Source organism: Anabaena sp. PCC 7938 (genome assembly GCF_049315035.1).
Lineage (GTDB): Bacteria > Cyanobacteriota > Cyanobacteriia > Cyanobacteriales > Nostocaceae > Anabaena > Anabaena cylindrica.
Genome location: NZ_CP186034.1, coordinates 6,007,805 through 6,032,815, shown reverse-complemented (window position 1 = coordinate 6,032,815; position 25,011 = coordinate 6,007,805). Strand labels below are relative to the sequence as shown.

Annotated in this window: 27 protein-coding genes; 7 read left to right on the top strand and 20 right to left on the bottom strand. The window is 37.2% G+C overall.

The annotated features are described in order from the left end of the window. Positions 1-49 precede the first annotated feature (49 nt). Entirely contained in the window at positions 50-1,360 is a 1,311-nt protein-coding gene (locus ACOWPH_RS26915) for a YcjF family protein (RefSeq protein WP_015213178.1), read from the top strand. A 24-nt stretch (positions 1,361-1,384) separates the two neighbouring features. Here ACOWPH_RS26915 and ACOWPH_RS26910 read toward each other — a convergent pair whose 3' ends face one another. The 5 genes from ACOWPH_RS26910 to ACOWPH_RS26890 all read right to left on the bottom strand — a co-directional run bounded on the left by ACOWPH_RS26910 (position 1,385) and on the right by ACOWPH_RS26890 (position 6,192). After that, the gene (locus ACOWPH_RS26910; protein WP_015213177.1) at positions 1,385-1,669 is read right to left on the bottom strand and encodes a hypothetical protein; all 285 of its coding nucleotides are present in this window, start codon (positions 1,667-1,669) and stop codon (positions 1,385-1,387) included. Between the two features lie 60 nt (positions 1,670-1,729). Then, positions 1,730-2,719 (bottom strand): DNA cytosine methyltransferase, encoded by a 990-nt coding sequence (locus tag ACOWPH_RS26905; protein WP_015213176.1) that lies wholly within the window; start codon positions 2,717-2,719, stop codon positions 1,730-1,732. Then, positions 2,719-3,819, bottom strand: coding sequence for a HindVP family restriction endonuclease (locus ACOWPH_RS26900; RefSeq protein ID WP_015213175.1), 1,101 nt, complete (start codon positions 3,817-3,819; stop codon positions 2,719-2,721). Before ACOWPH_RS26900 ends, ACOWPH_RS26905 begins: the two co-directional genes overlap by 1 nt. A gap of 93 nt (positions 3,820-3,912) precedes the next feature. Next, entirely contained in the window at positions 3,913-5,139 is a 1,227-nt protein-coding gene (locus tag ACOWPH_RS26895) for a DUF4336 domain-containing protein (RefSeq protein ID WP_015213174.1), read from the bottom strand. Between the two features lie 177 nt (positions 5,140-5,316). After that, positions 5,317-6,192: a hypothetical protein gene (locus ACOWPH_RS26890; RefSeq protein WP_015213173.1), complete on the bottom strand. Its 876-nt coding sequence runs from the start codon at positions 6,190-6,192 to the stop codon at positions 5,317-5,319. Between the two features lie 293 nt (positions 6,193-6,485). Here ACOWPH_RS26890 and ACOWPH_RS26885 point away from each other — a divergent pair, with 293 nt between their 5' ends. After that, positions 6,486-6,713 (top strand): hypothetical protein, encoded by a 228-nt coding sequence (locus ACOWPH_RS26885; RefSeq protein WP_015213172.1) that lies wholly within the window; start codon positions 6,486-6,488, stop codon positions 6,711-6,713. 134 nt (positions 6,714-6,847) lie between these two features. Beyond that, a complete protein-coding gene (locus ACOWPH_RS26880; protein ID WP_242043124.1) occupies positions 6,848-7,177 on the top strand; it encodes a type II toxin-antitoxin system VapC family toxin in 330 nt (109 codons plus the stop codon). A 144-nt stretch (positions 7,178-7,321) separates the two neighbouring features. On the opposite strand, the gene ACOWPH_RS26875 is transcribed toward ACOWPH_RS26880, so the two are convergent. From ACOWPH_RS26875 to ACOWPH_RS26820, 12 genes are all read right to left on the bottom strand, one after another. Next, complete coding sequence (locus tag ACOWPH_RS26875) at positions 7,322-8,302, bottom strand: aldo/keto reductase (RefSeq protein ID WP_015213171.1); 981 nt, start codon at positions 8,300-8,302, stop codon at positions 7,322-7,324. Between the two features lie 112 nt (positions 8,303-8,414). Continuing rightward, on the bottom strand, positions 8,415-8,819 hold the full coding sequence (locus ACOWPH_RS26870) for a hypothetical protein (RefSeq protein WP_015213170.1): 405 nt from the start codon (positions 8,817-8,819) through the stop codon (positions 8,415-8,417). 295 nt (positions 8,820-9,114) lie between these two features. Beyond that, on the bottom strand, positions 9,115-9,498 hold the full coding sequence (locus ACOWPH_RS26865; protein ID WP_015213169.1) for a HetP family heterocyst commitment protein: 384 nt from the start codon (positions 9,496-9,498) through the stop codon (positions 9,115-9,117). A 279-nt stretch (positions 9,499-9,777) separates the two neighbouring features. Further along, complete coding sequence (locus tag ACOWPH_RS26860; RefSeq protein WP_015213168.1) at positions 9,778-10,368, bottom strand: hypothetical protein; 591 nt, start codon at positions 10,366-10,368, stop codon at positions 9,778-9,780. Between the two features lie 1,674 nt (positions 10,369-12,042). Beyond that, complete coding sequence (locus ACOWPH_RS26855; protein ID WP_015213167.1) at positions 12,043-14,451, bottom strand: GH116 family glycosyl hydrolase; 2,409 nt, start codon at positions 14,449-14,451, stop codon at positions 12,043-12,045. A gap of 469 nt (positions 14,452-14,920) precedes the next feature. Next, entirely contained in the window at positions 14,921-15,223 is a 303-nt protein-coding gene (minE, locus tag ACOWPH_RS26850) for a cell division topological specificity factor MinE (protein ID WP_042465679.1), read from the bottom strand. Positions 15,224-15,258: 35 nt separating this feature from the next. After that, the gene (minD, locus tag ACOWPH_RS26845; RefSeq protein ID WP_015213165.1) at positions 15,259-16,065 is read right to left on the bottom strand and encodes a septum site-determining protein MinD; all 807 of its coding nucleotides are present in this window, start codon (positions 16,063-16,065) and stop codon (positions 15,259-15,261) included. 45 nt (positions 16,066-16,110) lie between these two features. Continuing rightward, positions 16,111-17,178, bottom strand: coding sequence for a septum site-determining protein MinC (gene minC / locus ACOWPH_RS26840; protein WP_015213164.1), 1,068 nt, complete (start codon positions 17,176-17,178; stop codon positions 16,111-16,113). A 72-nt stretch (positions 17,179-17,250) separates the two neighbouring features. Further along, the gene (locus ACOWPH_RS26835) at positions 17,251-18,606 is read right to left on the bottom strand and encodes a four-carbon acid sugar kinase family protein (RefSeq protein WP_015213163.1); all 1,356 of its coding nucleotides are present in this window, start codon (positions 18,604-18,606) and stop codon (positions 17,251-17,253) included. Further along, positions 18,603-19,058 (bottom strand): DUF29 domain-containing protein, encoded by a 456-nt coding sequence (locus ACOWPH_RS26830; protein ID WP_015213162.1) that lies wholly within the window; start codon positions 19,056-19,058, stop codon positions 18,603-18,605. Before ACOWPH_RS26830 ends, ACOWPH_RS26835 begins: the two co-directional genes overlap by 4 nt. 67 nt (positions 19,059-19,125) lie before the next feature. Next, positions 19,126-19,788: a hypothetical protein gene (locus ACOWPH_RS26825; protein ID WP_015213161.1), complete on the bottom strand. Its 663-nt coding sequence runs from the start codon at positions 19,786-19,788 to the stop codon at positions 19,126-19,128. 41 nt (positions 19,789-19,829) lie between these two features. Beyond that, the gene (locus ACOWPH_RS26820) at positions 19,830-20,324 is read right to left on the bottom strand and encodes a DUF29 domain-containing protein (protein WP_015213160.1); all 495 of its coding nucleotides are present in this window, start codon (positions 20,322-20,324) and stop codon (positions 19,830-19,832) included. Positions 20,325-20,449: 125 nt separating this feature from the next. On the opposite strand from ACOWPH_RS26820, the gene ACOWPH_RS26815 reads away from it, so the two are divergent. Both ACOWPH_RS26815 and ACOWPH_RS26810 read left to right on the top strand, forming a co-directional pair. Continuing rightward, positions 20,450-20,674, top strand: a complete 225-nt coding sequence (locus ACOWPH_RS26815; protein ID WP_042465676.1) for a DUF433 domain-containing protein — start codon at positions 20,450-20,452, stop codon at positions 20,672-20,674. A 227-nt stretch (positions 20,675-20,901) separates the two neighbouring features. After that, on the top strand, positions 20,902-22,077 hold the full coding sequence (locus ACOWPH_RS26810; protein ID WP_015213158.1) for a DNA cytosine methyltransferase: 1,176 nt from the start codon (positions 20,902-20,904) through the stop codon (positions 22,075-22,077). Between the two features lie 12 nt (positions 22,078-22,089). Here ACOWPH_RS26810 and ACOWPH_RS26805 read toward each other — a convergent pair whose 3' ends face one another. Next, positions 22,090-22,884 carry a hypothetical protein gene (locus ACOWPH_RS26805; protein ID WP_015213157.1) on the bottom strand — a complete coding sequence of 265 codons (795 nt, stop codon included), beginning with the start codon at positions 22,882-22,884 and terminating at the stop codon, positions 22,090-22,092. Between the two features lie 47 nt (positions 22,885-22,931). Here ACOWPH_RS26805 and ACOWPH_RS26800 point away from each other — a divergent pair, with 47 nt between their 5' ends. Both ACOWPH_RS26800 and ACOWPH_RS26795 read left to right on the top strand, forming a co-directional pair. Next, the gene (locus ACOWPH_RS26800; RefSeq protein WP_015213156.1) at positions 22,932-23,075 is read left to right on the top strand and encodes a hypothetical protein; all 144 of its coding nucleotides are present in this window, start codon (positions 22,932-22,934) and stop codon (positions 23,073-23,075) included. Positions 23,076-23,103: 28 nt separating this feature from the next. Next, the gene (locus tag ACOWPH_RS26795; protein WP_015213155.1) at positions 23,104-23,325 is read left to right on the top strand and encodes an addiction module protein; all 222 of its coding nucleotides are present in this window, start codon (positions 23,104-23,106) and stop codon (positions 23,323-23,325) included. Positions 23,326-23,467: 142 nt separating this feature from the next. Here the strand turns inward: ACOWPH_RS26795 and ACOWPH_RS26790 are convergent, their stop codons facing one another. Both ACOWPH_RS26790 and ACOWPH_RS26785 read right to left on the bottom strand, forming a co-directional pair. Beyond that, positions 23,468-23,722, bottom strand: coding sequence for a UPF0175 family protein (locus tag ACOWPH_RS26790; protein ID WP_015213154.1), 255 nt, complete (start codon positions 23,720-23,722; stop codon positions 23,468-23,470). 37 nt (positions 23,723-23,759) lie between these two features. Next, entirely contained in the window at positions 23,760-25,010 is a 1,251-nt protein-coding gene (locus tag ACOWPH_RS26785) for a DNA-processing protein DprA (protein WP_015213153.1), read from the bottom strand. Position 25,011 lies beyond the last annotated feature (1 nt).

Here is a 25,011-nt window from a genome sequence, read left to right as displayed (position 1 = left end):
CCTACACATCAAGTTATACTAGAAATGGTGGCAAGTTGAAATTACGCCAATGACTGAGCAACCCAACGCAGACTTATTGAAGACACCAACTGATGAACTCAAACCCAATTCAGATAATGACTCTTGGCAAAACCGCATTTCCGGTGTTGTGAACAAAACCACAGCCAAATTAACCCAACTCCTACCTGTAGACCAAGTGACGCAAATCGTAGGAAAATGGTTTAGTGTCAGTGATGCCCAAGTTGCAGAGATTTTAGAGACGATTCGCGCTGAATTGCCCACTACAGAAGCATTGTTGTTAGGTAAACCCCAAGCGGGTAAAAGTTCAATAGTCCGGGGTTTAACAGGGGTTTCTGCGGAAATTGTCGGACAGGGATTTCGTCCCCATACTCAAAACACCCAACGTTACGCTTATCCTTCCAATGATTTACCCTTACTAGTTTTTACAGACACGGTGGGATTAGGAGATGTAAATCAAGATACTGAAACAATTATTCAAGAATTAATTGGCGATTTACAAAAAGAGACTACAGGGGCTAGAGTTTTAATTCTCACAGTTAAAATTAATGATTTCGCAACTGATACCCTGCGACAAATTGCTCAAAAGTTGCGTCAACAATATCCAAATATTCCTTGTTTGCTGGTGGTGACTTGCTTACATGAACTTTATCCACCAAAAACAGAAGATCATCCTGATTATCCCCCAGATTTTGCGGAAGTTAACCGAGCTTTTACCGCGATAAAAGAAAATTTTGCGGGTTTATATAATAGTGCAGTTTTAATTGATTTCACTTTAGAAGAAGATAGCTATAATCCTGTATTTTATGGCTTAGAAGCACTGCGAGATAATTTAGCTGAACTCCTCCCCGAAGCAGAAGCAAAAGCAATTTATCAGTTATTAGATCAGCAAGCGGGTGAAAAACTTGGTAACATTTACCGAGATGCGGGAAGACGGTATATTTTACCTTTTTCGATTATGGCAGCTACTTTAGCAGCAGTGCCGTTACCTTTTGCAACTATGCCTGTGTTGACTGCTTTGCAAGTCTCAATGGTGGGATTATTGGGTAAATTATATGGGCAAACGTTGACACCATCTCAAGCTGGGGGTATTGTGAGTGCGATAGCTGGTGGTTTTTTAGCCCAAGCCATAGCAAGGGAGTTAATTAAATTTATCCCTGGTTTCGGCAGCGTAATTGCTGCATCTTGGGCAGGTGCTTATACATGGTCTTTAGGTGAAGCTGCTTGTGTGTATTTTGGTGATTTAATGGGTGGGAAGAAGCCTGATCCTCAGAAGATTCAAGCAGTGATGCAAGAGGCGTTTGAAGGTGCAAAAGAACGGTTTAAGGGAATGAAAAGTTAGGAATTGAAACATCTGAGATTTCAGTTATCCATTAACCACTTCAGTTAGTGCTTCATGAATGATATCATCACTCACGCCACGTCGTTTTAAACTAGCAACCAAAGCAGTCACTGTATTGCTGTCTAGACGTTCTAAATCTACTCGGAGTCCCTGTCCAACGTATGCACGAATTAATGGTTGATAACCAGAAAAACTAAGTATGGGTGCAAGTCGCTTCAAGTCTTCTATCACATCTTCTGGCATTCTTAGAGTTACGGTAGTCGTGGGACGATTTTTGTCTAATCGTTGTTTTAAGGTTTCAATCTTCATAATATTCTCGTTCTTTGCGTGTTGCTTTACGGGCTGAAATAATTCTGATTACAAATTTGTTCAAGAACTTGTTAAATGTAGAAATTCCAACTCTTTAGCTGTGCATATATTATAGATTGGTGATTTCTTACTCTCTTGAATGTACATCATTAGACATTTAGCAACATATTCTGCTAACTTAACAGGTACAGCATTACCAATCATCTGTTCCAAATCTGTTTTTGAACCTGCCAAAATAAAATCTTCAGGGAAGGTCTGGATATAACTTCTTTCACGAGTAGTTAAAGGGCGTAAATCTGGTGTTACTCGTGCAACGTCTCCCGGATGTTGTTTATAATTTTTAGGTATTGGTCTATTCACCCCTCTGATAGTTGGACTGGGTTCATCAATACTAAAAATAGCCCTTCTTTGATAACTTCTAGGATGTCTATAATAATATTCAACACCTAAACTAGTTCCTAAATAATCTCTAATAGTTATAGGTTTTCTAGATAAATTAGCTTCTAAATAAGTTTCCATATTTCCATCTTTACCACCAAGTTCTCCTATACAAAAGAATCTTTTTCTTTTTTGCGGTACACCACATAAACTAGCATCTAAAACTTTTTCTGTTAAACCATAGCCAGCAGATTTGAGAATTTGGCGAAATTCTTGATATTTATTTGATTTTCTAAACAAATCTACATTTTCTATGACAAACCATTGACTAGCAACATTAGCGACTATTTCAGCAAATGTAATGCTTAAATCTCCTCTACCTAAATCTTCATTACGCTTACCAGCACTAGAAAAATCTTGGCATGGTGGTCCACCAATAATCACATCTGGTAAGAATTTTTTAAATATTGAATAATCATTATTTACTTGACTCAAATCATATTCAATAATTGGATGATTAAAGTTTTGCTGATAAACATTTATTGCTGGTTTCCAATTTTCAAAAGCAGCACTAATTTCAAAGCCATAATTTTGAAATCCTAACGATAAACCACCACATCCAGAAAATAAGTCTATGACTTTTAACGAACTATATTGTAGCTGTATATTCATTAAATTTCCTTTAATTTATCATCAAAAATTTCAGGATTACTCAAGATTATGGCATCAAATCTTCTTTCAGGGCTTAGAAAATTTTGTCCTCCTCCTAAAATGATATTTTTAATTTCTTCTTTGGTAATTCTGGGATGAATCAAATTATCACAAGTCATGTAACGACGAGTATTTGAGCCACTTAAAGCAAAAGCTTTATCATTTTTAGTGTTATAGGTTAATGTATCAATAATCAACTTGTGATTTATTTTACCAACGAGGGCAAATTCATATAACATCTTTGCCAACCATACTACAGATCGCATAGGTCTTTGTATAGTTTCTTCTGATTTGGCTAATCTTTTAGTAATATCAAAGAAGAGCCTAGTAAAGCCGAAGTTACTCCACACAAAAATATCTAAGCAGTTTTGATAAAGTTTGGAGGTCTTACCTACTGTTTTCCATATTGGTTGCATGACTAATGGAGATTGTATTTCTATATAATCAGCTAGTAAATTATCTAAACACTCTACAAGCTGAGAAACAAAGGGCAATACCTGACGTATACTTAACCAATCTTCAATTTGACTACATACAGGTTGAAGATAATTTAGTAATTTATCTCTCGAATTTTCAAACTCATGAGCAATACTCAAAGCTAGATAGATAATAGTATCTGGTCTTGTTACAATTTCACAACCATATTGATTATCTGGTAAACGATAAGTTGAGTTGTCAGGTAATGCCGTTAATTTAATTTCTATACTTCGTAAACAAGCATTATCTCTATTAATATCATGTGTCACTAAATCAACTCGTGGCAGTTTACCTATCACAATTTTCCTATAAGGTACATAATCACTTTCAAAGGAGAAAAACAAATTAGGTGAAAGAGGGGGAATGCCGAAGATTTCTGAAACATCTATTTCTTGGTGCTGAATTGTCAAATTTTCATCCAGCACCAAATAATTTAACTTCATTCCTTTTTGGTACATATAACAAGCTAATGATGCTGGAAAAGAATTATTAAATTGATTTTTACCCCAGCTTTCTCTTTGAGAAAAATCTCTATTAGAATGAACTAAACCGAATAGTCTAACCTGTGCTTTTTCAGAGTTCATATTATTTCAATAACCTAAATAATTAATCAGCCAAGAAAACATCATATAAAATCTACTATGAGCAGTGTGATTTTGAATTGACAAAAACTTATCTTACACCTTCTCCCTTGCAGGTGGGACAATACCAAATCTATTCAACCCCTGATCAATATCTCTTAAAACCTGAAAATCATCCTCCGGTAAAGGATAACTATTACTATTAACTAAACCCCCACTGGGATATTTTTCCAAAAAAGAAAACGCCTTTCTAAATTGCTGTGGTTCGGCTTTAATAGGTGCGTCAAAATGACAGGGAATTATCCATTGAAAATCCCATTTTGCGACTTTATCAGCCCAATTGATTGTTTCCTGGGGTGCGCGGTTGAGTATTAAACTCTGTAAAACTGGCGCTACAAATATCCGTCCATTTCCTCTTAACGCTTCATAAGACCTTTCCCAGCCTTGTCGCCATTGAAAGGGGAAAAAGCCAAAATATGCTTTTCTTGTGCGTTCTGGAGCTTTGGAGGCATCACGGAAGATATCTTTCAATTTAGGTACATCTAACACACTGGGTTGGAAGTACAAAGCAAATAAAGTCACACGCTGCCATCCTTTGCGGCGATTGGCTTGGGTATCAGCTACGATGTCATAAGCTTTGTCTTTTGCGTGATACAACAACGGATAAGGGTCGAGTTGAACGATCGCAGGTGGTTCTGCTGGTACAGAAACTATGGTATCTGTAAGTAAGAGAGTGTGCGATCGCTTGTGGAAAAAAGCCACCTCTGCAAACTTACCAGGACCCAAGTCAATTGCTCCCAATATCGCATAATCAAAATCATCCGCAAAAGGCGTTTCCTGACTATTTTCCGGCAATATCTGAGTGCGTTTAGCCGGTAAACCCAACCAACTCAAAGGCAAATTTAGCGGAAAACTCCATTGTTCAGGTGCAACAAAAACCTGTGCATTAGTAAAGCATCTCGCAAATGGTCCGACAAATACTTTATGTTCTATCCCTGATATAGTTGGCAAAATAATATACTTAACATCACCGTATTCTGCTACCAACTCATTTACTAATCGGATACATTCTTTAGTTGGTGCGACAGGTGCATAAACCAGCAAACCACCATTTTCTAACTTTACCACCGTCATGCGAATCGGCACAACCACATAGAAAACCCCCTGCATTTGGTCAAAAGTCCAGATGGTATCCTTTACTACCTCTTTGCAGATAGTGCGACGTTTACCGTAAGGATAAAGGGGGACAACAGGCCAGAATTTCCATAAATAGTCCTGGGGGTTGACGTTTTCTACATTGATTGTACCTTCACCTTGAGTCACAGTGCGATCGCTCCCAATAACCAATACTTTAATCTTTCACAAATTTGGAGTTTAGCAAATTATGTAGCTAATAATTCAATTTTGTCATAAATGAAGATACGATGATAATAAAGCAGATGGAGAACTGCTATGAATGTAACTACTGTAAATTTCATGAGCTTGGGAATTGCTATAATTTTATATCCCAGCTTGATTTAATACTTCACTAAACTCATCAACCAAATCTAAAAATTCTGCCCATTCGCCTAAATAACCATAATCCAAATTTTCTGCTTGTAACTTAACTATTCCCAAAACATCACGCCATTGTTTTTCTGATTTACTTCCCTTACCCCAGCGCAGTTTTTGTAAAATAATATCTTCTGCTGAAGCTATCCAAAAAGTAGGTATTTCCTCTACATCAACTAACACTCTCCGATTCATTTGCGATATAGCAAAAGGTGAATTATCTGTAATATAGATATCAGCATTAGCAATAGTTTCTGTATGGGTAATATTCAACATATTTCCATAACCAAGTTGCAAATCTTCTACCGCTCCTGCTGGACAATAATATCCAGAGGTTTCTAAAGTTTTTACTAATAAAAATAATTTATTTTGGTTAACTTCTATAACCAAATCTAAATCACGAGTAGAACGTGGTTCTCCATGAATAGAACTTGCAACACCACCACTTACATAGTAACAAATATTAATTGATTCAAAAATTTGGTGCAGTTCACCTGCTAAAGAAATTGAATCTTGAATCCACATATTTTCATTAATACCTTTTGGTTGAAAATCAGGAGTAAATTTTTCTCCTAATACAGCACGGGTAAATATATCACGAATTTCCTGGATAGTGAAATTTCGATGTCGTGATTTAATTCCTACAAGACATAATTTTTTTACGCCTTTTTCATGGGAAATAAACATTTCTAGGCGTTGTTTTAATGTCAGTTGTCGTAATCTAGTAAATAAATAAACATCTGCTTCTATATTTGTATCTTGGCTTTGAGGTTGATAATTAGATTTGGAAAGTTTTGGGAAATAGAATCTTGATTTTTCTAGCATAGTTTAAAGATTGGGGGATATTATAAAAAATATACATCTTAATTGATATATTTATCAGTATATAATTTAGCATATACGTATATTAGCAAAAATGAGCGGACTTGTTAAAATTCCCGATAGATCCCTTATAATATATAAATTTCCCAATTTCTCAGAAAATTCATTTCAGTCAGGAGAGAAAATTATGACAGAGAAGGAATTGTTTAAGGATCTGCTTATCCTGGTCAGAAAGGAAAACTCATTTGGAAACCCGAATATATTAAAATGAATTAGGATTTATGAGGATAGAAATTATGACAACCAAAGAATTACTAATAAAAGAAATTGATTCAATGTCAGAAACGGAGCTTATAGAAACACTGAATATTATCCGATCAATTAAACAAAAACCGTCTAAACCTCCTCATCGTCCAGGATCAGGAAAATCTATTCTTCGTCATGCTGGAAAGTGGGTTGGTGATGATCTTAAAGAATGTTTAGAAATAGTACAATCTTCCCGTGGGTTATCTGAATTTTCATGATATATCTTCTAGACACAAATCACTGTAGCTCTATTATTTTTGGGGATTCTACTATTACTATTATTACAAAGACAGAATCTGTTGGTATTGGTAATGTTGCAATTTCAGCTATTACTGAAGGGGAGTTATTATAGATGGCTGAAAATTCTACATTAATAGTAGATAATTTGGCTATAATTGAGGAACTTTTAGAAGATATACCTGTTTATGATGTGAATAGTGATACCAGTCGGATTTATGCCAAGCTAAAAGCCAAAATTATGGATTGTTTTGCTCCAAAAGATCGAAAAAAAAGGCGGAAAATCCGAATACATGAATTAGGTATAAGTGAGAATGATTTATGGATTGCAACAACTGCTATTGAAAATTATCTCACAGTTGTTTCCGCAGATAGAGATTTTCACCGTATCCAACAAGCTTGGGATTTTCCTTTAGAAAATTGGCATGATTTATTGGATAGTTGATATATATAGCCTTTCCCACTCTAGTAAGATACAAAATTACCCCTCCCCAACCCTCCCCTTGGTAAGGGTTGGGTGCGCGACAGCGCGGGTGGGGTGTATTTCATGAGCTTGGGAATTGCTATATATCACTAAACATGATTACTACTATCTTGTCTGAAAAATATTCTGCACCATCTTCTTTTCAGATTTCGCAGCAGCATTATCCAATTCTGCAACTTCCCCATCATTCAAAAACCAACCCAAAGCACCAATATTCTGTTGTGCTTGTTCTAAATTTTTAGCACCAGGAATGGGAATTGTACCTTTGCAAATACACCAATTAATTGCCACCTGAGACATAGTTTTATTTCGACTATTTGCGATTTCCTGCAAAGTGCCTAAAACCCCTTTAATTCCTGGTAATATTTGTTTAAATAAAAATCCTCTTACACCTTTAGGAAAATTACCATTTTCAGAAAACTTACCTGTTAATAAACCCAAAGCCAAAGGACTATAAGCAATTAATTTAATTCCTAAATCATCACATACATCTTTTAAACCTAATTCTGTGACTGGATAGGTAGATAATAATGAATATTGTACTTGCAAAGTTTTTATCGGTATTCCCCTTTCCTGAAATCTTTTATGTACCCATAAAAGTCGTTTTGTACCGTAATTAGATAATCCTACACCTTTAACTAAACCCTGTTCATATAAATCTGCCAAACCATCTAATAAACCTACTTCTTGCCAAGGTGCATAATTAGCTGTAGACCAGTGCATTTGCACTAAATCGACATTTTTACCTAAACGTTTTGCAGAAGCATGACAAGCAGATATAATTGACTTTCTTGTCCATCTCCAAGGGTACGCAGCCAGCTTGGTAGCAATGCAAATATTGTTTTTATTTATCCCGTCGTATTCTCTTGCAAAACGCCCTAAAAGCAATTCACTACGTCCGTTTAATCTTCCTGTTCCATAGGAATCACCAGTATCAAATAGGGTGACACCATTATTTACACACAGGTTAAATACCTGTTGCAATTGGTCATCCATACTTTCATTGTATCCCCAGAGGAGTTGGTTTCCCCATGCCCAAGTCCCGCAACCCATATTAGGGAGGGATAATGTTTGGTTAGTTTGCATACTCAAGGCGTTTTTAAAGTTCTCTAAAAACTCATTATCAGGCCATACTGACCTAAGTTGCTAATTATGCTTTAGCCGCTCCATAGGCATGATAATAGCACAAATGTACCAGTTAGAGAATTAAGTAACTATGCCAAACTAATTGGGGATTTTCACTATTTTTTTCCGGTAGCAGCAACCGCCAAGTTTTACCTTCTCGCTGAATTTGCAAATAAACTTCAAAGGGTTTTTGCGGTTGAGTGAGTTGTCGTTTTGGTAATTTAACAGTTAAGTCATAAGTTCCGCGCACACGGTAAGCGGGTAAATTTTCAATCGTTAAAGGTTGCTGTTGAGTAATTGACAGTCCCTTAATATTGAATTTTTGGAAGTCTAAATCCAGCTTTTGGTTAAGCTGCTGTTGGGTTTGTTCTAGCTGAATTGCGATCGCTTTTTGCACCAATTCATAAGTCGGTAGCAACGCAATACTGCTACAAGCTGTTAAAAACACCAAAATACCTGTGAAAACAAACCGCACCATGTCTTTTATATACTACTCTCCACCGTTAGTATATTTGATGATCAAATTATTGGCTGAACGACACCCAATCCAAAAAGCTTTTAGTGTAAAAGAACACCAGAAAATAAATTACCAGAAAACTGTAGGTTGAGTTAGACACACAATATAAAGATGAGAACGCTCAATATTTGCTCTCGTTGCATTGTAACCCACCATTTATGGCAAAAGTGGGTTACTGAATGTACGCTTTGCAAACACACACTGTCTCTCTGGGATACTTTACTCAACCTCACCTTACTGACATTATTGTAAACACCTATGCCGATTTCTTTTCCCTGAGACTACCACGCATTTCGGCTTTTTGCTTACCAGCTACTTCCAGATAAGCTAAATCTTTCATTTTGCTCAAACAGCTAGGTGCTAAATGACCATCAGACCTTTTCTCCGTAGCTGATTTGGCAATTTTTAGATTTTCATTGTTTTGAGAGTTTGATCTACTCATGCGGGAGTTCTCTTTGAGTAGCCGATTATAAGTGCGGTAAGGAATGTAATGCAAAGGATTATAACCAACAAACCGTAGCATTAAAACACAAGCCCACGAATACTTACCAGCCAGAATTGCTTCTAATACTTGATCAAACTGTTCAGGATTAATTTTCTTATCTAAGTTGTTACTACTGCCAGAAATGTCTTGATTCATAGTGAGTGTTAGTTTTATTTGAATAAAGTAAACTAGTCCAGGTTCTGCAAGTGCTATTGACAAACTGCAACACTAGTCCACCACGCCAACATTGATGGGTTCACAACAGCAAGATAATTGATATTCTTCCTGTGCGTACTTGCACCCAGCAGTAATGGTTTGGTTGCTTACTAGTCTTGAGATAGATGTTGAATTAATTACAGGAATATATTGGTAATTGATTAGTAGCGAATGTTGAAAAAATAGATAAACTTTCCAACAGGCACAACCAGAAATTTCTCAACTTAACAGCGGTTCCCGTAACTCCCAGTGGAAAAAGCTACTCCTAAAATGGCTCTGTTGTTTTCGCTGCGTATAGATGCTATTGAGCCAAGTTTTAGGTTGAGTCATTTTGGCGACTAACTGGGTTTTTTTCTGTACGTTTGGGAGCAACTTCAATAAATAAACTTTCAAAGCTAATGCTCTTGGGGGTGCTGGTTCTGCTCTAGCTATAATCACTCCAAGAGTTTGAGTCTTTGAAGAAGTCTGAGGTATCCCAGATGTGATTTGCTTTACCTGGGTGTGACTGACTTGTAAAATCTTTCCTGTACACACCCAAACCACAACTGTGGGCAAAAAATCTAACTTACTCCACCAAACTAAATACAGAAGGGCTGAGAGAACTTCTGTTTGAAAGGATGTTGACCTGTTGTCTGTATTTTTAATTCCTATGTCACTACTTTTATTTAGGACTGATAAAGTTAGCCTTGGTGAAAGTACGGGACTTTCTTGAATAGATGCCTGACGAGAATGCAAATCAGAGAGTTTGATCTCTAAAATACCTCGTTGGCTTGGTGTTTCGACTGCATTTGACCTGATGATTTGTTTCATGACCTGACCTGTGATTGAAAACCTGACTGTTTTTAATCAAGTCTGTGTACTGCGTTGATGTATTGACCCTGTTGTGCAGTTTTGTCGCTTAGTGGCTTTAGTTGTTGATGAAGACAACTGCCATTCATTACGTTTCGACTGTGGCTTTTGCTGATTAGTGAATGAAAGGTAAATTTTTACCTTCTTTCTGTAATTTAGCAGGCTGAGTAGATGCGGTTGTGTCCTCTAAAAATTTTACACCCTTTAATTCAATAGATGACCCTTGGATATTATTGTATAACTTACCGCTGAAAATTAGGAAAGCCTTTCAGTAAAGTCTCATAATTTTCAATTGCACCGAGAAGATGATTCATCTGGGAATCTCAATACCTACATTCGTATTTATACTATTTTTTGTGGCTAATGTCATCTGCCAATTTGGCAGTCTTATAAGTTAAATTTACTGAATATCTCCGAATGTTCATTTATGTGTTGTGCAACTTTAACTTTTGTCCCAAATTTATCAAAAAAATGAGGGGTGACACCCCTCATTTTATATACTTAAAAACTCTAATTACAGTTACTTTTTTAGTAATTGTTATGATTAAATTGTTTTTGTAACCCTTGCTAATAAAGACTTTTAGCAGCTTTAGTCAAAATAAAATTCACTTTTTTTAATAAATTTAGCTGTAATAGTTTAGTCATTATATATTGTTATATGTTTTTCTTTGAAGTCTGGTCTAAAAGTAGTTACAGCCACACCTGTATTCAATAGAGTCTAGTGAAATAGGAGTAACATATTACCAGGTAACAAGTCAACTTATTTTGTTGTTAAGTTGTTTATGATACTATTTTATGATATGATATATAAAGGATAATTGTCACACTTAAAGCATATGAAAAAACACTTATAAGCGGGTACATTAACAAAAGAGTTAGCTCATTAAAGTTGTATACAATAATCTAACTAAAACGCTAATTTGAAGTTAAGCGCAAATAAATACTTCTAGAATTATTTTTTTGATAAAATTTATAATTTTTGGATATAAACTCAACTAAATTCAGTGAGATTACAGTTGTCATTTTATTTTTAATAAATGCGAATTTAATCCCTTAGTTATGATTAGTTGATAATTGATAATTTGTTAAAAATTAATACTTCGGGTTTAGAGAACAACGTTGATAAATTCGAGGTCGGATATATGATGCTAATATTTCAATTTTGAATTTTAAACAACAATTGATTGCCAATTAGCAATCAAAGGGTTATAATATAAGTCCTGATAGAATGAAATGCCTGTTTGTGGGTTAAGAGTGCAAATACTTGATGAACCTGACACAATTAATTAAGACGATTGGTGCTGCTGCTAATTTTTGATTTTTCTGTATTTTCTTTGGATATTTTGTAATAGAAGCTAAGATACTAACACCTATGTCGGATAAAGGGTATTATTTTACACCTTAAACTCGATATTTTTGTACAAAAATTTTATGATCATAGTTTTTGCTGAGGGGATAGGAGATATTCATGATCTTTCTGACCTAAAAGCGTAATAAAGGTATAACTTCAAACAAGTTTACTGAGCATCAAATCTTTCGACTCTTACCATTACTTAGTTTTTTCATGGATTCCGGAAATAATCGGAAAATAAAGTTACATTTATTCTGTAATTGGCAAGAGTCGCCGCACTCGTGTTAAGATTTTAAGTAAATTGCCCAAATAGCCATTGCCCGAAGATAAGTACTGGCACGAAAAGTACCAGCCGATGTAATTGCTTCTGGGGTACGAAACTGCAATCCATTGTCATAAATTTGCTGTACTACAGCCTGGGTTAAGCGCATTGCTTCGTTTTTCATGCCCATCTGTATGAGAAAAGCTGCTAGTCCGAAATTGATACCTGTCCAGACTTCAAGGGGATGGGTAGCTTGGGGATTTTCTGGTGAACCATCAGGACGAACGCCGTTAGCAGCACCAAATTGACCATTACAAAACTTTACAAAACAAGCATCATAAACTGTTTGCAAAGCCGAAAGGGCATTATCATTGGGGACAATATCAGGTAAACCCAGTAGTCTGGCGTAAAATTGCCCACACAACTGATCTGCCATGACTACATTAGAACCACTTTCACTATCCAAGCGGTAATATTGCCCATTCCAAAGCTTTTCCTGATAGATAGGTAGTGATTGCTGTAGCCAAGATTGATAAACTGATTTTTGCGATCTTATTTTCTCAGCGTTCTCAGCGCCTCTGCGGTTCGTTAAAATATCACAAATTGCGATCGCACTTTCCAAAGCTGCCAACCACAACCCACCACAATAAGCACTCACGCCTTGCAAGCGCCAATCATCAAAGGTTTGGTCAGGTGCGCCCGAATTTTCCGGTATACCATCCCCATCTAAATCAAAGGTTTTCAGGTAATCGAGAGTTTGCACAATTGCGTCCCAACAATCCGCCAAAAACTCCACATCCTGCCCACCCGTAAAAATAAAATCTCGATATACTTGCAAGACAAAATCGCTACCCAAATCCTTCCACAAATTACAATCTTGATAGCAGGTGTAATTGGTTTTTTCCCAAACGTGTTCATTGGGTGCGCCTAAATCATGTGGAGTTGCACCGGCTACTTTGCGGACTGCTGTTGTCGTGTCTGCCCCAATTGTGTAGTAATAGCCAATTACTCGTAGATAGTCATCACTGTGAGGTATTGCCCGTGCAAAGGCGCGAATCACTGATTTTTCCAATTCCGGGAATAACATCAGTAAAGCAAAAGAACCATACAACCTGACATCTAAACTTTCATACCAGCGATAATCTAAACATTCTAAAACTGCAAACTGACCGATAGGATCGATTTCTGAAGCTGCACTCCAGAGAGTTCCGCCGCTGGTGAGGTCGTAAAGTTCGTTAAATAACGCCATTTTGAACCATTTTGGCAAATCTTCTCGGTCGAGAATGGGATTTTGCCAAGTTAGGATGTGCGATCGCCAATTTTGATATTCTAGTAATCCAGTAGTCGCAATTTTCCCTGCATTCTCTCCATTGCGTCCAAAAAAGTCTGTATATCTGCGGTAATAGTTAATTCCTGCCGAAAATTCTGTAACTGGAAAATCCCAAGCCAGAGTAAAGGGAATCTCCAGAGTTTCTCCTGGTTGGAGAGTAAAACGGATAGCAATTGCTGCCCCTAAACGCGTATTTTCATCTGCGGGAGTTGCATCTTGATTATTAGCCAAAGATCCATCTGTTGCAAAGCTTTGCCATATATCCGCACCTGTCCCCACTGAATCCCAACGGGTATGATAAAATATTTCTACCTGGGGATGTTTGGGTGTTGCAATAGACCAGCTACCATCACCTTCTCCTACAGGTTCACCACTAGCTACCCGACCTAAAAAACAACTGAAGTGATCTGTATTTTCTACTATCTGGTTGTAATTACCTTGACTTGCACCTAAACGTGGCTGATACTCATAAACCGGACTACCATCATCCCGTATTTGCACTTGGGGCGATTTCAAAGCATTAGTAAACCAACCCACCATATTTTCCCAAGTCAGCATAATGCTAAGAGTAATAGGTGCATTTGTAGGGTTGTGTGCTTTCCAAACAAATACTGCTACAGGGTAACTAGTTTCTTGATAATTATTTGCCCAAATAGGTGAAAATTGCTCACAAGTTAGATCCGTTTGGAATACATTTTCATAAACAAACCAACTACGAGGGTATAAAGCATGATATTTCCCGGTTTCCTCTGTAGTGCTAGATGCTGGATACCATTGCCATGTTTGTAAAGTCCCATCTTCCGGGGGTTGGCTTGATAAAGCGTAAGCTTTAGTACTTATACCCGTTGATTCAAATATACTAAATTGACAAGCGGGGAAGGTGTTGAATATATGTTCACCACCGTCAATGTGCCACAAGTTAAAATCTCCCCGTGAGGAACGACCAATACAACCTGCACCAAAACCACCAAGGGGCATTCCGTGCCAAGGGCCATCATCAATATTACTAGGGTAACGGACGGTATAGGGTTTGTCCCAGCCTAAACCGATAGGACGATTCCAAGTACAGGATGGTATTTGCAGGGTGATGGGGGTTGTCATTTATATCAGATATCACTGGTTGACGCTAAGGAAGAGTAGCGCAATGTGTGATTTTGATCAAGTTGTTAGAAACCCCTACCCTGTACACAAGTTATTTTTTTACATCTTTACTTAGGGTTTGCTGAAAAAGTCTTTTCGTTAGGGCTAGGAGTCAGGAGTCAGGAGTCAGGAGTCAGGAGGAAGAATTAGAAGGAGATCAGAATAGTCTCGAATTTGGGTAAATGGACGGGTTTTGATGATTTTATCGCTTATTACTTGCACCTTCTCCAACTTTTTCAGCCTGAAATTGCTGCTATATCTAGGTTTTAGCTTTATTAAGCAAGCCCTACTTAGAGACTTCCAAATAAAAAATATCCCAAAATTTCTTGTGGTGCAGGCCAAAAAGCCTGCTAATAATACAAGAACGGGCAGGATGCCCATCCCACAAGATTGGATCATCTTTTTTGTGGAGTTCTCTTAGTACTCAATACTATTTTGGTGATGTATCACTGTCTTCTAACTCAGCGGTATTATCTTTGACTCTGCGGATAGGTAGATTGGCAATCAAGGCTGTAGTGCGCTGATTGCTTTCTAGGGAAAATTCCAAACCCTCCGTCTCAATTTCCACATAGCGACAGACTATTTCCAAAATTTCTTGGCGCATTTTTTCCAAGGTTTGGGGGTCTAAGTCAGCGCGGTCGTGGGCTATCACTAGTTGCAAGCGACGTTTAACTTGAGTGCGACTGGTATCGGGTGTGCGAACAAAAAGTTTTTCTAAAAGTTCAAGAATCATTGCGGCTAGGTCTAAGGCGAAGACTGGAAAATGAGTTAAACGATCTTTGTCCACAACAACTTCCGCAACCGCGAAAAGATGTTGTCGTTGGATGAGTCAAGCTCAAGGAATTCGACAGTTTGCCCTTCTAACCTACGAGCAATGTTTTCAAAGGCTACGGCTGCTAAAGAGGGGGTGTCTGATAATACTAAAGGTTCACCACGGTTAGTAGAGACAATGACACGCTCATCGTCAGGGATTACCCCGATTAAAGGGATGGCGAGAAGTTCCTGAACATCTTGCACAGACATCATATCATTTGCTCGTACCATTGCAGGTCTGATGCGGTTAATTATTAAATGAATCTTTTTGACTCCTTGTGCTTCTAATAACCCCACTACTCGGTCAGCATCCCGAACGGCGGAAATTTCAGGAGTGGTGACAATGAGAGCTTCTTTGGCTGGTGCGATCGCATTTTTAAATCCCATTTCAATACCTGCGGGACTATCAATCACCACATACTGGTATTTTTGCGCCAGTGCATTTACTAGCAGCTTCATCTGTTCAGGGGTGACTGAATCTTTAGTGCGATTTTGGGCAGCTGGCAAAAGTACAAGATTTGGTTGTCGCTTATCTTTAACCAAAGCCTGTTCTAGCCGACACTCTCTAGCCAGAACTTCTACTGCTGTGTAGACAATTCGGTTTTCTAGTCCTAATAGCAAATCTAAATTTCTCAGACCAAAATCCGCATCAACCAAGGCAACTTGGCGGCCTATTTTGGCTAAAGCCATGCCCAGATTGGCGGAAACTGTGGTTTTGCCCACTCCTCCTTTACCGGAGGTAATTACAATAATGCGAGTCATAATAGCGGTGCGCTCGAATAGGGTTCAGCAAATAATACTAAATATTTAGAGGTTCTGATTAATTTTACTTAACTGACTGCGAGAAAAATCAGTAGCTTTAGCGATGCGAATTCCTGCCGGTGTGATATGTGCCACTTCCGCGAAAAACTGCGACGGAGATTTTTCCGGCGCTCTAGCTACAGCATCTGCTATCCGCAATTGGGTTGGTTCCATTTGCAAAGCCATGATTAAACAATCACGATTTCCCCCCGCACCAGCATGAGCAACACCCCTCAGACGACCCCAAACCAGGATATCTCCATCTGCGACCACGATACCACCGGGATTGATATCTCCCAAAATGATGACTGTTCCAGGATGACGGATTTCGCCACCAGAACGGACTGTCATTTCTAGATAAAGAGCATCTGCTTGAGGTTTGGAGGTGGTAGCTTGGGAATCGGCATTAAAAGATGGTTGTAGCTGTACTTGTTCTACAGAATAACCTAAAGTACAAGCTGCGATCGCTGTTTGCCTCCGACTAGTAGCTACAGACTTTAGCTGAAGTTTAACTTCATTTAAAGTTTCCGCCAATTCTTGCAGTTGTCTAGTATCTAATAAACGGTCTTTTGCTAACAGATGTACTGTGGTATTAGGAGTCCGCAAGCGATCCCCAGCATTTAGCCGCTGTCTCATTTGTTGCCAAATCTCTGACCAACTAATTTCTGAAGCAGGTACTTGAGATTCAGTTGGCAAAATTAGTAACAGTCTTTCCTCTTCAGTTTTTAACTGAACTTGGATATTATTGTTGAACTTTGGTTCTGGTAATCCTAACTCATTGCTGTCCAAATCAGTCAACTCAGAATTAGATTCCTCTGTCTTTTTCGCTTCAGAATCAGCATCAACATTCGCTGCTGAATTAGCTTGTAAATAGTTAAGAACAGAAGTTAACTCCCCATTGGGGATAATAGAATTACTATTTTCAGTATCAACAGCAGTATCTGTCTCTATATCGGTAGTTTTGGCAACTTTTTCCTCTAGTTCAGCTAGTTGAGAGATTAATTCCACATCAGGGTGTGCAGAATTTGACTCCGTTTCCAAATTTTCTGGGGAGTTAGTAGAATCAGAAGTCATTGGTAATTGGTAATTGGTGATTTGTCAGATTTGATTATTGATTCTCCCCATCTCTCCACCTTTCCATTTTTATTAATTTCCAATTCCTTTTGCCGTCAATCTTTGATAACTAGTAGCCAAGGCATCAGCATTACCGACATTACCGGGAAATAGAACAACTGGCAAGTTAGGAAATTGGGGATGGTTAGATGGAGTCAACACCATTGAACAACCTGCTAAAATTTGACCTAGTAACCTAGCTGAAGTTAAAGCCAGTCCCGTACTCAAGACATCGTTTGAGGTAATGCCACCTTTGCTGATTAAGAATCCTATATCAGACGGTAAACCCTGGACAACATCCATCAGTAATGTCGAAACTTTTACTCCAAAATCCAACCTGGTTTTAACATCTTTAAAAGATAATTCCTGACGGCTAGTATAAACTACTGGTGTTTTACCAGCATTATGTACTGCTTGGACGCTTTCGAGAATCTCAGTTAACAGTTTAGCTGATTCATTCACTCCATCATCAACTAATCGTCCGACTTCAACTTCGATTCCCACTGTTCCCTCAACTTGTAACAGTGATGCTAATTGCTGAGTTGTTTTTTTGACATGGGAACCAACAATTACGGCACCAGGTTTACCACCACGCACATATTCTGCCATATTTTCGGCAGCGATGGGTTGGGGAGGCAGGGCAGCTAAAGCTTTTAAAATACTGGCAGCAGAACGGAATAGAAAGCGTTTTCCTCGACTTGCGGCTGTTAATATCTCTAAAGCAAAGGTGTTGAGATCGGTTTGAGTTTCACCATCGACAACACCACACTGATTATCATGGAGTTGCAATAATCTTTCTAAACTTCCTGCACGGATGTCTGCTAGTAAAAATCGGGTGACAGTATTTTCTTTAATGCGTCCTTTGGTTTTTTCTTCTACATACTTGGGGAGATAGCTGTAATTGTAACCAAAGACGGAATCACGAGCAAATTCTGTTTCATGGACTGGGGTAGGAACACCATCAATAATTAAATAATGGATGCTGTCGCGGGTAATGCGTCCCCCTTCACTTTGTGAGTCTTCACCAACAAAAAATGCTGGAACGAGAAAATGAGCATCAAATGGTCCGAGTTCTTCGGCGATGACATCGGTTTCTATGGGATAATGCCCGCGTAAGGTGGAGTCAGAACGACTAACTACGAGAAAATCGTCTATTTTTTCTGCGGCTAATGCAAGTTTGAGATTTTGACAAACTTCTCTGGTGACGGCTGCTGCTGATTCTGGGGTGAGCGATCGCGTATTGGTTAAAATAAAGAAAATGGGAGCATCATCTTTTAGTCCCAAACGTAAGGTTTCTACATCCCAGCGCATCAATAATAAGCAACTGTGAACGGTTTGCGAACCTGTGGGATCATCATCTAAAACGATTATTTTGGGTTTGTTATTCATAAATATGTGAATGGTGGCAAATATTCTACATCTAAAATCTGCTCAACTGTGTAAGGGCAAATTTGAGGAAAACAATTTAAACCACTTTTTTTATTTGCTTGTCGTGCTGCATCAGTATAAACTTCATCCACCACTGTTAACATATAATTGTAGAGGTTTTTTGATTTTGTTAATTTCCTAATTTCTACCCGAAAATTATCAATTTCTACTTCCCAATGATTTTTACAGTTGGGAAGACTCCAATGCTGGTACAACAGCAGATGCTTGAGCAGTTGCAGGAGATAACTTTCTAGTTTGTGTTTTTGTTCATTCCCCAATGTGGCAATCTCCTCAATCAAATTCTCCCAATCAAGATTTTCTAAATCCCGTTCTTGTAACTTTTGTAAAGTGGTTTCTAACCACTGGGGATAATCCTGTTCATAGAGAGTTTGACTCAATAGTTTAGATAGCATTTAGGATCTCCTGATTGAATAGACAGATTAGGATTTAAGCATTGAATTTTGGGGAATAAATTTATGATTACACTTTTCTGAATTTTCTGATTTCCGCTTGCACATCTAACGCAATCTGTAATGACTCATTTAAGAGTCGTGCGTATTCTCCAGCCTGTGAGCTAACCTGTAAGGCTTGCAAATTGGCTAAGTTATTGACTAGTAACTCTTGGTTATTAAGAAGCAGTTTTTTATTATCGCGCAAAATACGTTCACTTTTTAAGGCGCGAACTAAATCTTCTCTAATTAATTGGAGTGCAGATATTACTTGTTCTCTGTCGCTAATGCTACTGTGGGAGTTGCCAGAGGTGGCGAGTTGATCATTGATATCTATAGCTTGGACTACGGTGTGATATTTATCAACTTCATCTAAAAGTATTGTCAGTGCATGGGGACAGGTTTTTTTTCGCCAGAGCGATCGCCCCACAATCACGGCAATAGGTACAATAATCAGTAAAATAATCCCCAATTTAGTGGAAGATCCCAAAGCGGGCAAAATTATAAAAGCATAAATAAAACCGACAATAATCGGCGTAAGTGCCAAAGCCACCAAACCTTCATTGAAAAAAAAGCCCATCCGCTTTTCCTTGTCTGCCATAATTGAGGGTCTAAAAACGTCTTCAGTATCAAAGCCTGTTAAACGTCTCAATTCCCCTTTGCTGATTTCTAAACCTACTAAATCTGGCTGCACCGCTAGATACTCCTTGAGTAAGCGTGAGTTAAGTATCTATTTTAGTCCGCTTTACCGTGATGATTGCAGCTATATTCAGGAAACCAGTTTTCATCGAGGATTTGTTCTAAAGAACCAATGGGTATGACAGGGAATTTGTCAATAGGAAGTTGAGAGCGATCGCTTACTAATTTTCTGGCTTCTTGATAACATTGGTCGAATATCTCTAAAATGTAAGGTTTTAAACTAGGACTATCTTTGAGTTCGTCTTTTATCTGTGTACGAAAAGCCCTAATTTCTCTTTTCCAAGATCCTTGATTACGTTCTCTTTCACTATTCCAACATTTGAGTTTTAGAAGATGTTCAAGCAGTTTAAGTAATAAACTTTTAATTGCTCGCTTCTCACTTCTACCCATAGTTTCTAATTCTTCTAATAAGTTCTCTAAATCAACAGCGGAAAATTGCCCTGTGCGAAGTTGATTAATGGTTGTTCTCAGCCACAGGTAATAGTCTTGATCGTATAAAGTTTGGGTTGTTGCTTCTGTTGATATAACCATATACTGGCTAGGATTTTGCTATTTATTTTATTTTAGCTTAATTGAGTGATTACTGTTATTAATTGAGTTGCTGATTTTACAAACTTGATTTATGCTGAAAATAAGAGTTTATGAAATTAGCTTATATGTCAAATTTACTGGAAAGAATTACAATTAATCCTAAACAATGTGGTGGTCGTCCCTGTATTCGGGGAATGAGAATTAGGGTATCAGATATATTAGATTTATTTGCTTCTGATTTAAGTGCAGAAGAAATTCTAGAAGAAATGCCGGATCTTGAAGCTGATGATCTCAAAGCAGCACTTTTATACGCTTCACGAAAAATCAATCATCCGGTGTTAGTTGCATGATAATCTGGGTTGATGCACACTTATTATTAGTCATAGTTATAGCCTTTTCCACTCTAGTTAGATACAAAATTACCCCTCCCCAACCCTCCCCTTGGTAAGGGGAGGGTGCGCGACAGCGCGGGTGGGGTGTATTTCATGAGCTTGGGAATTGCTATAAGTGCATTAATGATGTAGCCATTACATAAAAATAACTTATTATTTTTCGTAATTCTTTAGGATCAATAAATATGATAGATGGTAAAGCTATTTCTATTTCCTTATTTACAGGTGCTTATGGTTTAGACTTGGGTATGGAAGAAGCAGGATTTCACACAGTCAGTGTAGTAGAAAAAGACCGTGATGCTACAAAAACAATTGCTCTTAATAGACCATTCCTTCAAGAAAGTGCTGTTCCTAGAGAAATAGAAAAAGTTAGTTCTCAACAACTACTTGAAGAAGGAGGAAGAGTTTTAAATTTAGGTCGCGCTTTACAACCTGGTGAAATAGATTTAATAACAGGTGGTCCACCTTGTCAGCCATTTAGTACCGCAGGAAAAAGAGGTTCAGTTATGGACCCTCGTGGTAGTTTATTTATGGACTTTATCCGCATTGTTAAAGAAGTCCAACCCCGGTTTTTTTTAATGGAAAATGTGAAAGGTTTACTTTCTGCTCCTCTTTGTCACAGGCCAATTAATCAACGAGGAAAAGATTACCCACCTTTAGAAGCCGATGAAGTGGGTGGTGCTGCTTTAAAAGTCGTATTATCTGAAATGAAACAGATAGGCTACAATGTTGTTTATAATCTTTTAGAAGCAGCAGATTATGGCGTTCCACAAAACAGAGAACGTGTAGTATTTATTGGTTCTAGAGATGGTGAATCTGCTACATTTCCGATTCCCAAATATTGCAAAGACGGTAAAATTTTACCTAAATGGCTTACCTTACGAGATGCTTTAACAGGTTTAGTTGATCCAGAACCTGAATTTATGGCTTATTCAGAAAGTCGCTTAAAGTATTTAAGATTATTAGAAGCAGGACAAAACTGGAAACATTTACCAGAAGAATTAAAAAAAGAAGCTATGGGAGGTGCTTATAATTCGGGAGGTGGAAAAGTCGGTTTTTATAGAAGATTATCTTGGGATAAACCTTCACCAACAATAACAACAAGTCCACATCAAAAAGCAACAGATATGTGTCATCCTGTGGAATTGCGTTCTTTAACTGTACGTGAATCTGCAAAAATTCAAACTTTTCCTGATGATTGGATTTTTTATGGTTCGGTAAGTTCTAAATATAAACAAATTGGTAATGCAGTTCCTATGTTATTAGCAAAAGAGATTGGTAGTTATCTTTTCGATTTAATTCAAGGAAATAAAACAAAAGGTAAAGAAATATCTGAACAATTATCGCTTTTTTCTCTATAGAATTGGAATTGTTTATTTTGTAGCTAATTCGGCAAAGGCTTGATCAATTTTCTGTAACATATTTTTTACATGAGTTTCAACAAGGTCATAATCTATATGGATATTATGCCAAAACTCTTTACCAGCAATGCGAGGAATTTTAGGATCGTTAAATGTCCAATCACCTAAATCAAAAGCTGATATAAATAATGGATTATCATGAATAATCAATTCTTTTTTAGCTCTGTTTTTTTGTGAACCTGTCAATGTTCCCTTTAAAGTTTTTAATTGTGCAAACTTAATTGATTCTCCTATAAAAAGAATAATATCTATTCCTTTGATTTTAATTCCAAATTCAAATTCGGGTATAATTACATAAGGACTAATATCGGCTATTTCTTCCCATAAAATTCCCATTTTTGTACTAAGGCTTCTTGTCACTGAGTTGCTAGTAACTAGCAATTTAGCTCCACATAGTTCAAAAAGATTTCGCGGATTAGGATGATGCTCCAATATTGCACTTTTCTTTTCAAAATCAGTTTTTAACCAGTCAATAAAAATAACTGCGAATTTCTCAGTTTTACTGCTAATTAACTGAGATTGTTTATCTAATTTTAAATTAGAGTAATTCTGCTTATCTCGTAAAATTTGATACTTAAAATAAGCAGGTGCTATTGAGGAAATAATTTTTCCGTATTTGTATGCTATGTGTAAGTCTTCATCTGCAATGTGAGTCACATCAATTAATGAAGCATGATGCAAAATTAGTGATTTCCGTTCTTGGATAGAAAGTGGTATTAAAATTTCAGGAGACAACACAGTAGACATGAAAGCTATACTTAATTAATCGGGTTTTCTTTTTGCTACCCAAAATTATGCACTATATTGTAACTTATACTGAAAGTTTATTTACCCTTAGTGTAAAAACTTTATATGATCGCGTAATCCTTCTAACATATCGCTCTCTTAAAGTAACTCAATATGTGGAATTATATCAGAATGGCGATCGCCTAAACTAGAAAATATTTCTATTGAAGTTTAGTCAACATGGACATCAATGAAATCAAAGCACTGAGTATTGCCGATAGAATTCGGATTGTACAAGAGATTTTAGAAAGTATAGCAGCAGAACAGGCATATCCCGATTTGACAGAAGTGCAAAAACGAGAACTTGATCGTCGGATTACTGATTATGAAGCAAATCCAGATGATGTAATGACATGGGAAGAAATTAAAGCTTCAATTAGAGATATAGGGACTTCCAAATAAAAAACACTCAACCACCTAACGCGAAAAATCTCTCAAACCCTTATTCCTCTGTGTCCTCTGCGCCTCTGCGGTTCGTTAATCGGGATAATTTATTTCTTGGAAGTCCCTTAAAGAAGAAATATTAATAACAATTTCACTAGTATTAGGCATTTTCTATATCTGATAATAATTCTTCTTCACTTAAATCAATTAACGGCACTCCATAATCATTTAATTTCAGTATAAAAGTTACTCTTTCTACTCCCAGTAACGCAGCAGCCATACCAGAAGAAAGGCGCTTCATTTCATATAATTTCACAGCCATTGCCCATTTTGCTTCTTGTTCAAACTGTTCTCTAGTTTTACCCACAGCATCAGGTAAAGTTTCAGGATAGTTAATTTGGAGTTGCAAAGACATAATTTATCGTACAGCAAATGTTGTTGATATTATCGAATTATAACAAAGAAAGTTGAGTATCTGCGTGATTAACCACATAAGCAACTCGCTTTTCTATTTTTGTTTTTATTACCTTCCCTTCATTTATAGCTCTTGTTAACCAATCATCAATCTGTACTTTTCTCACTTGTAGAGAGTCCGCAAGAGATTTTGCATCCTTTGGTTGCTGTAAATGATTGAGAATTACGGGTAAAACAACGTTATAAATATCTTTAGAAGTAGTTGTTAAATCTTGTGGAATAGTATTAACATTCTGTTCTGGCTGTTTCGTGATTACTTCATTTTTTACTGGTTCAAAATCAGCAATAGGTTTTGTCAATATTTCCTGCAAAATACCATTTTCAAATTCTGAAGGAAACGGTTTTGCACCTTGATTATATAATTGCTGATTTCCTTCTGGGACTGGAGATTCCATTTTTACAAATACAGGAATTTCTTTCAGTTTAGATAATGCTTCTACCGCACCAGCCCAAGTTCCACCTTTACCAAAAGTAGAATTAACAACTAAGGCATAATCTGCTAAACTATAAATATATTTATTACGTCCCATTGCGTTACCTGTGCTAAAACCAGCATCAGGATCATAGCTAGAAATTAAAGTTAATCTACCTTCTTGGATACTAGAACGATATTTACTATTTACTGCTGCTTTAGTCAAACTATCAGCTAACACACCAACAGACCTTCCTCCATGATCCAAAATACCTAACATTGATTCTTGATCTATACCTCTTGCACCACCAGAAATAACTTGTATGCTTTGTTGAGAACAAGTTTGGGCAACTCTGCGTGTGTAGAGAATAATATCCTCATCTACATCACGAGAACCTACAATCGCTAATCCTCCTAAAGATAATAATTCTGCATTTCCAACTCCATAAATAATGGCTGGTGCTGAATGTTTCAATATTTGCTTAAAACGTTTAGGATATTTAACATCACTGCGTCCCAATATCCATAAACCCCGACTTGTCCATTTTTCCACTGCTAAACTTAACATTGCACCCCGTTGTAATAAAGCTAAAAGCCTATCAGGGTTAAGTTTATTGTTCGTTATTTTTTGTAACTGTGATTTTGCTGTTGTTTCCAATAAATCTGCTGGACGCATTTGATTTTCTCGCAGCCAATCTGTTAACAAGTTATATTCACCCAGAGTCAGGGGTAGCGGTTCAATTTGGCGATTTTGTCCAAAACTGGCACACAACAGCAAAATTGCTTGAGTATCTGGTGCTAGGACATGATTTAACATA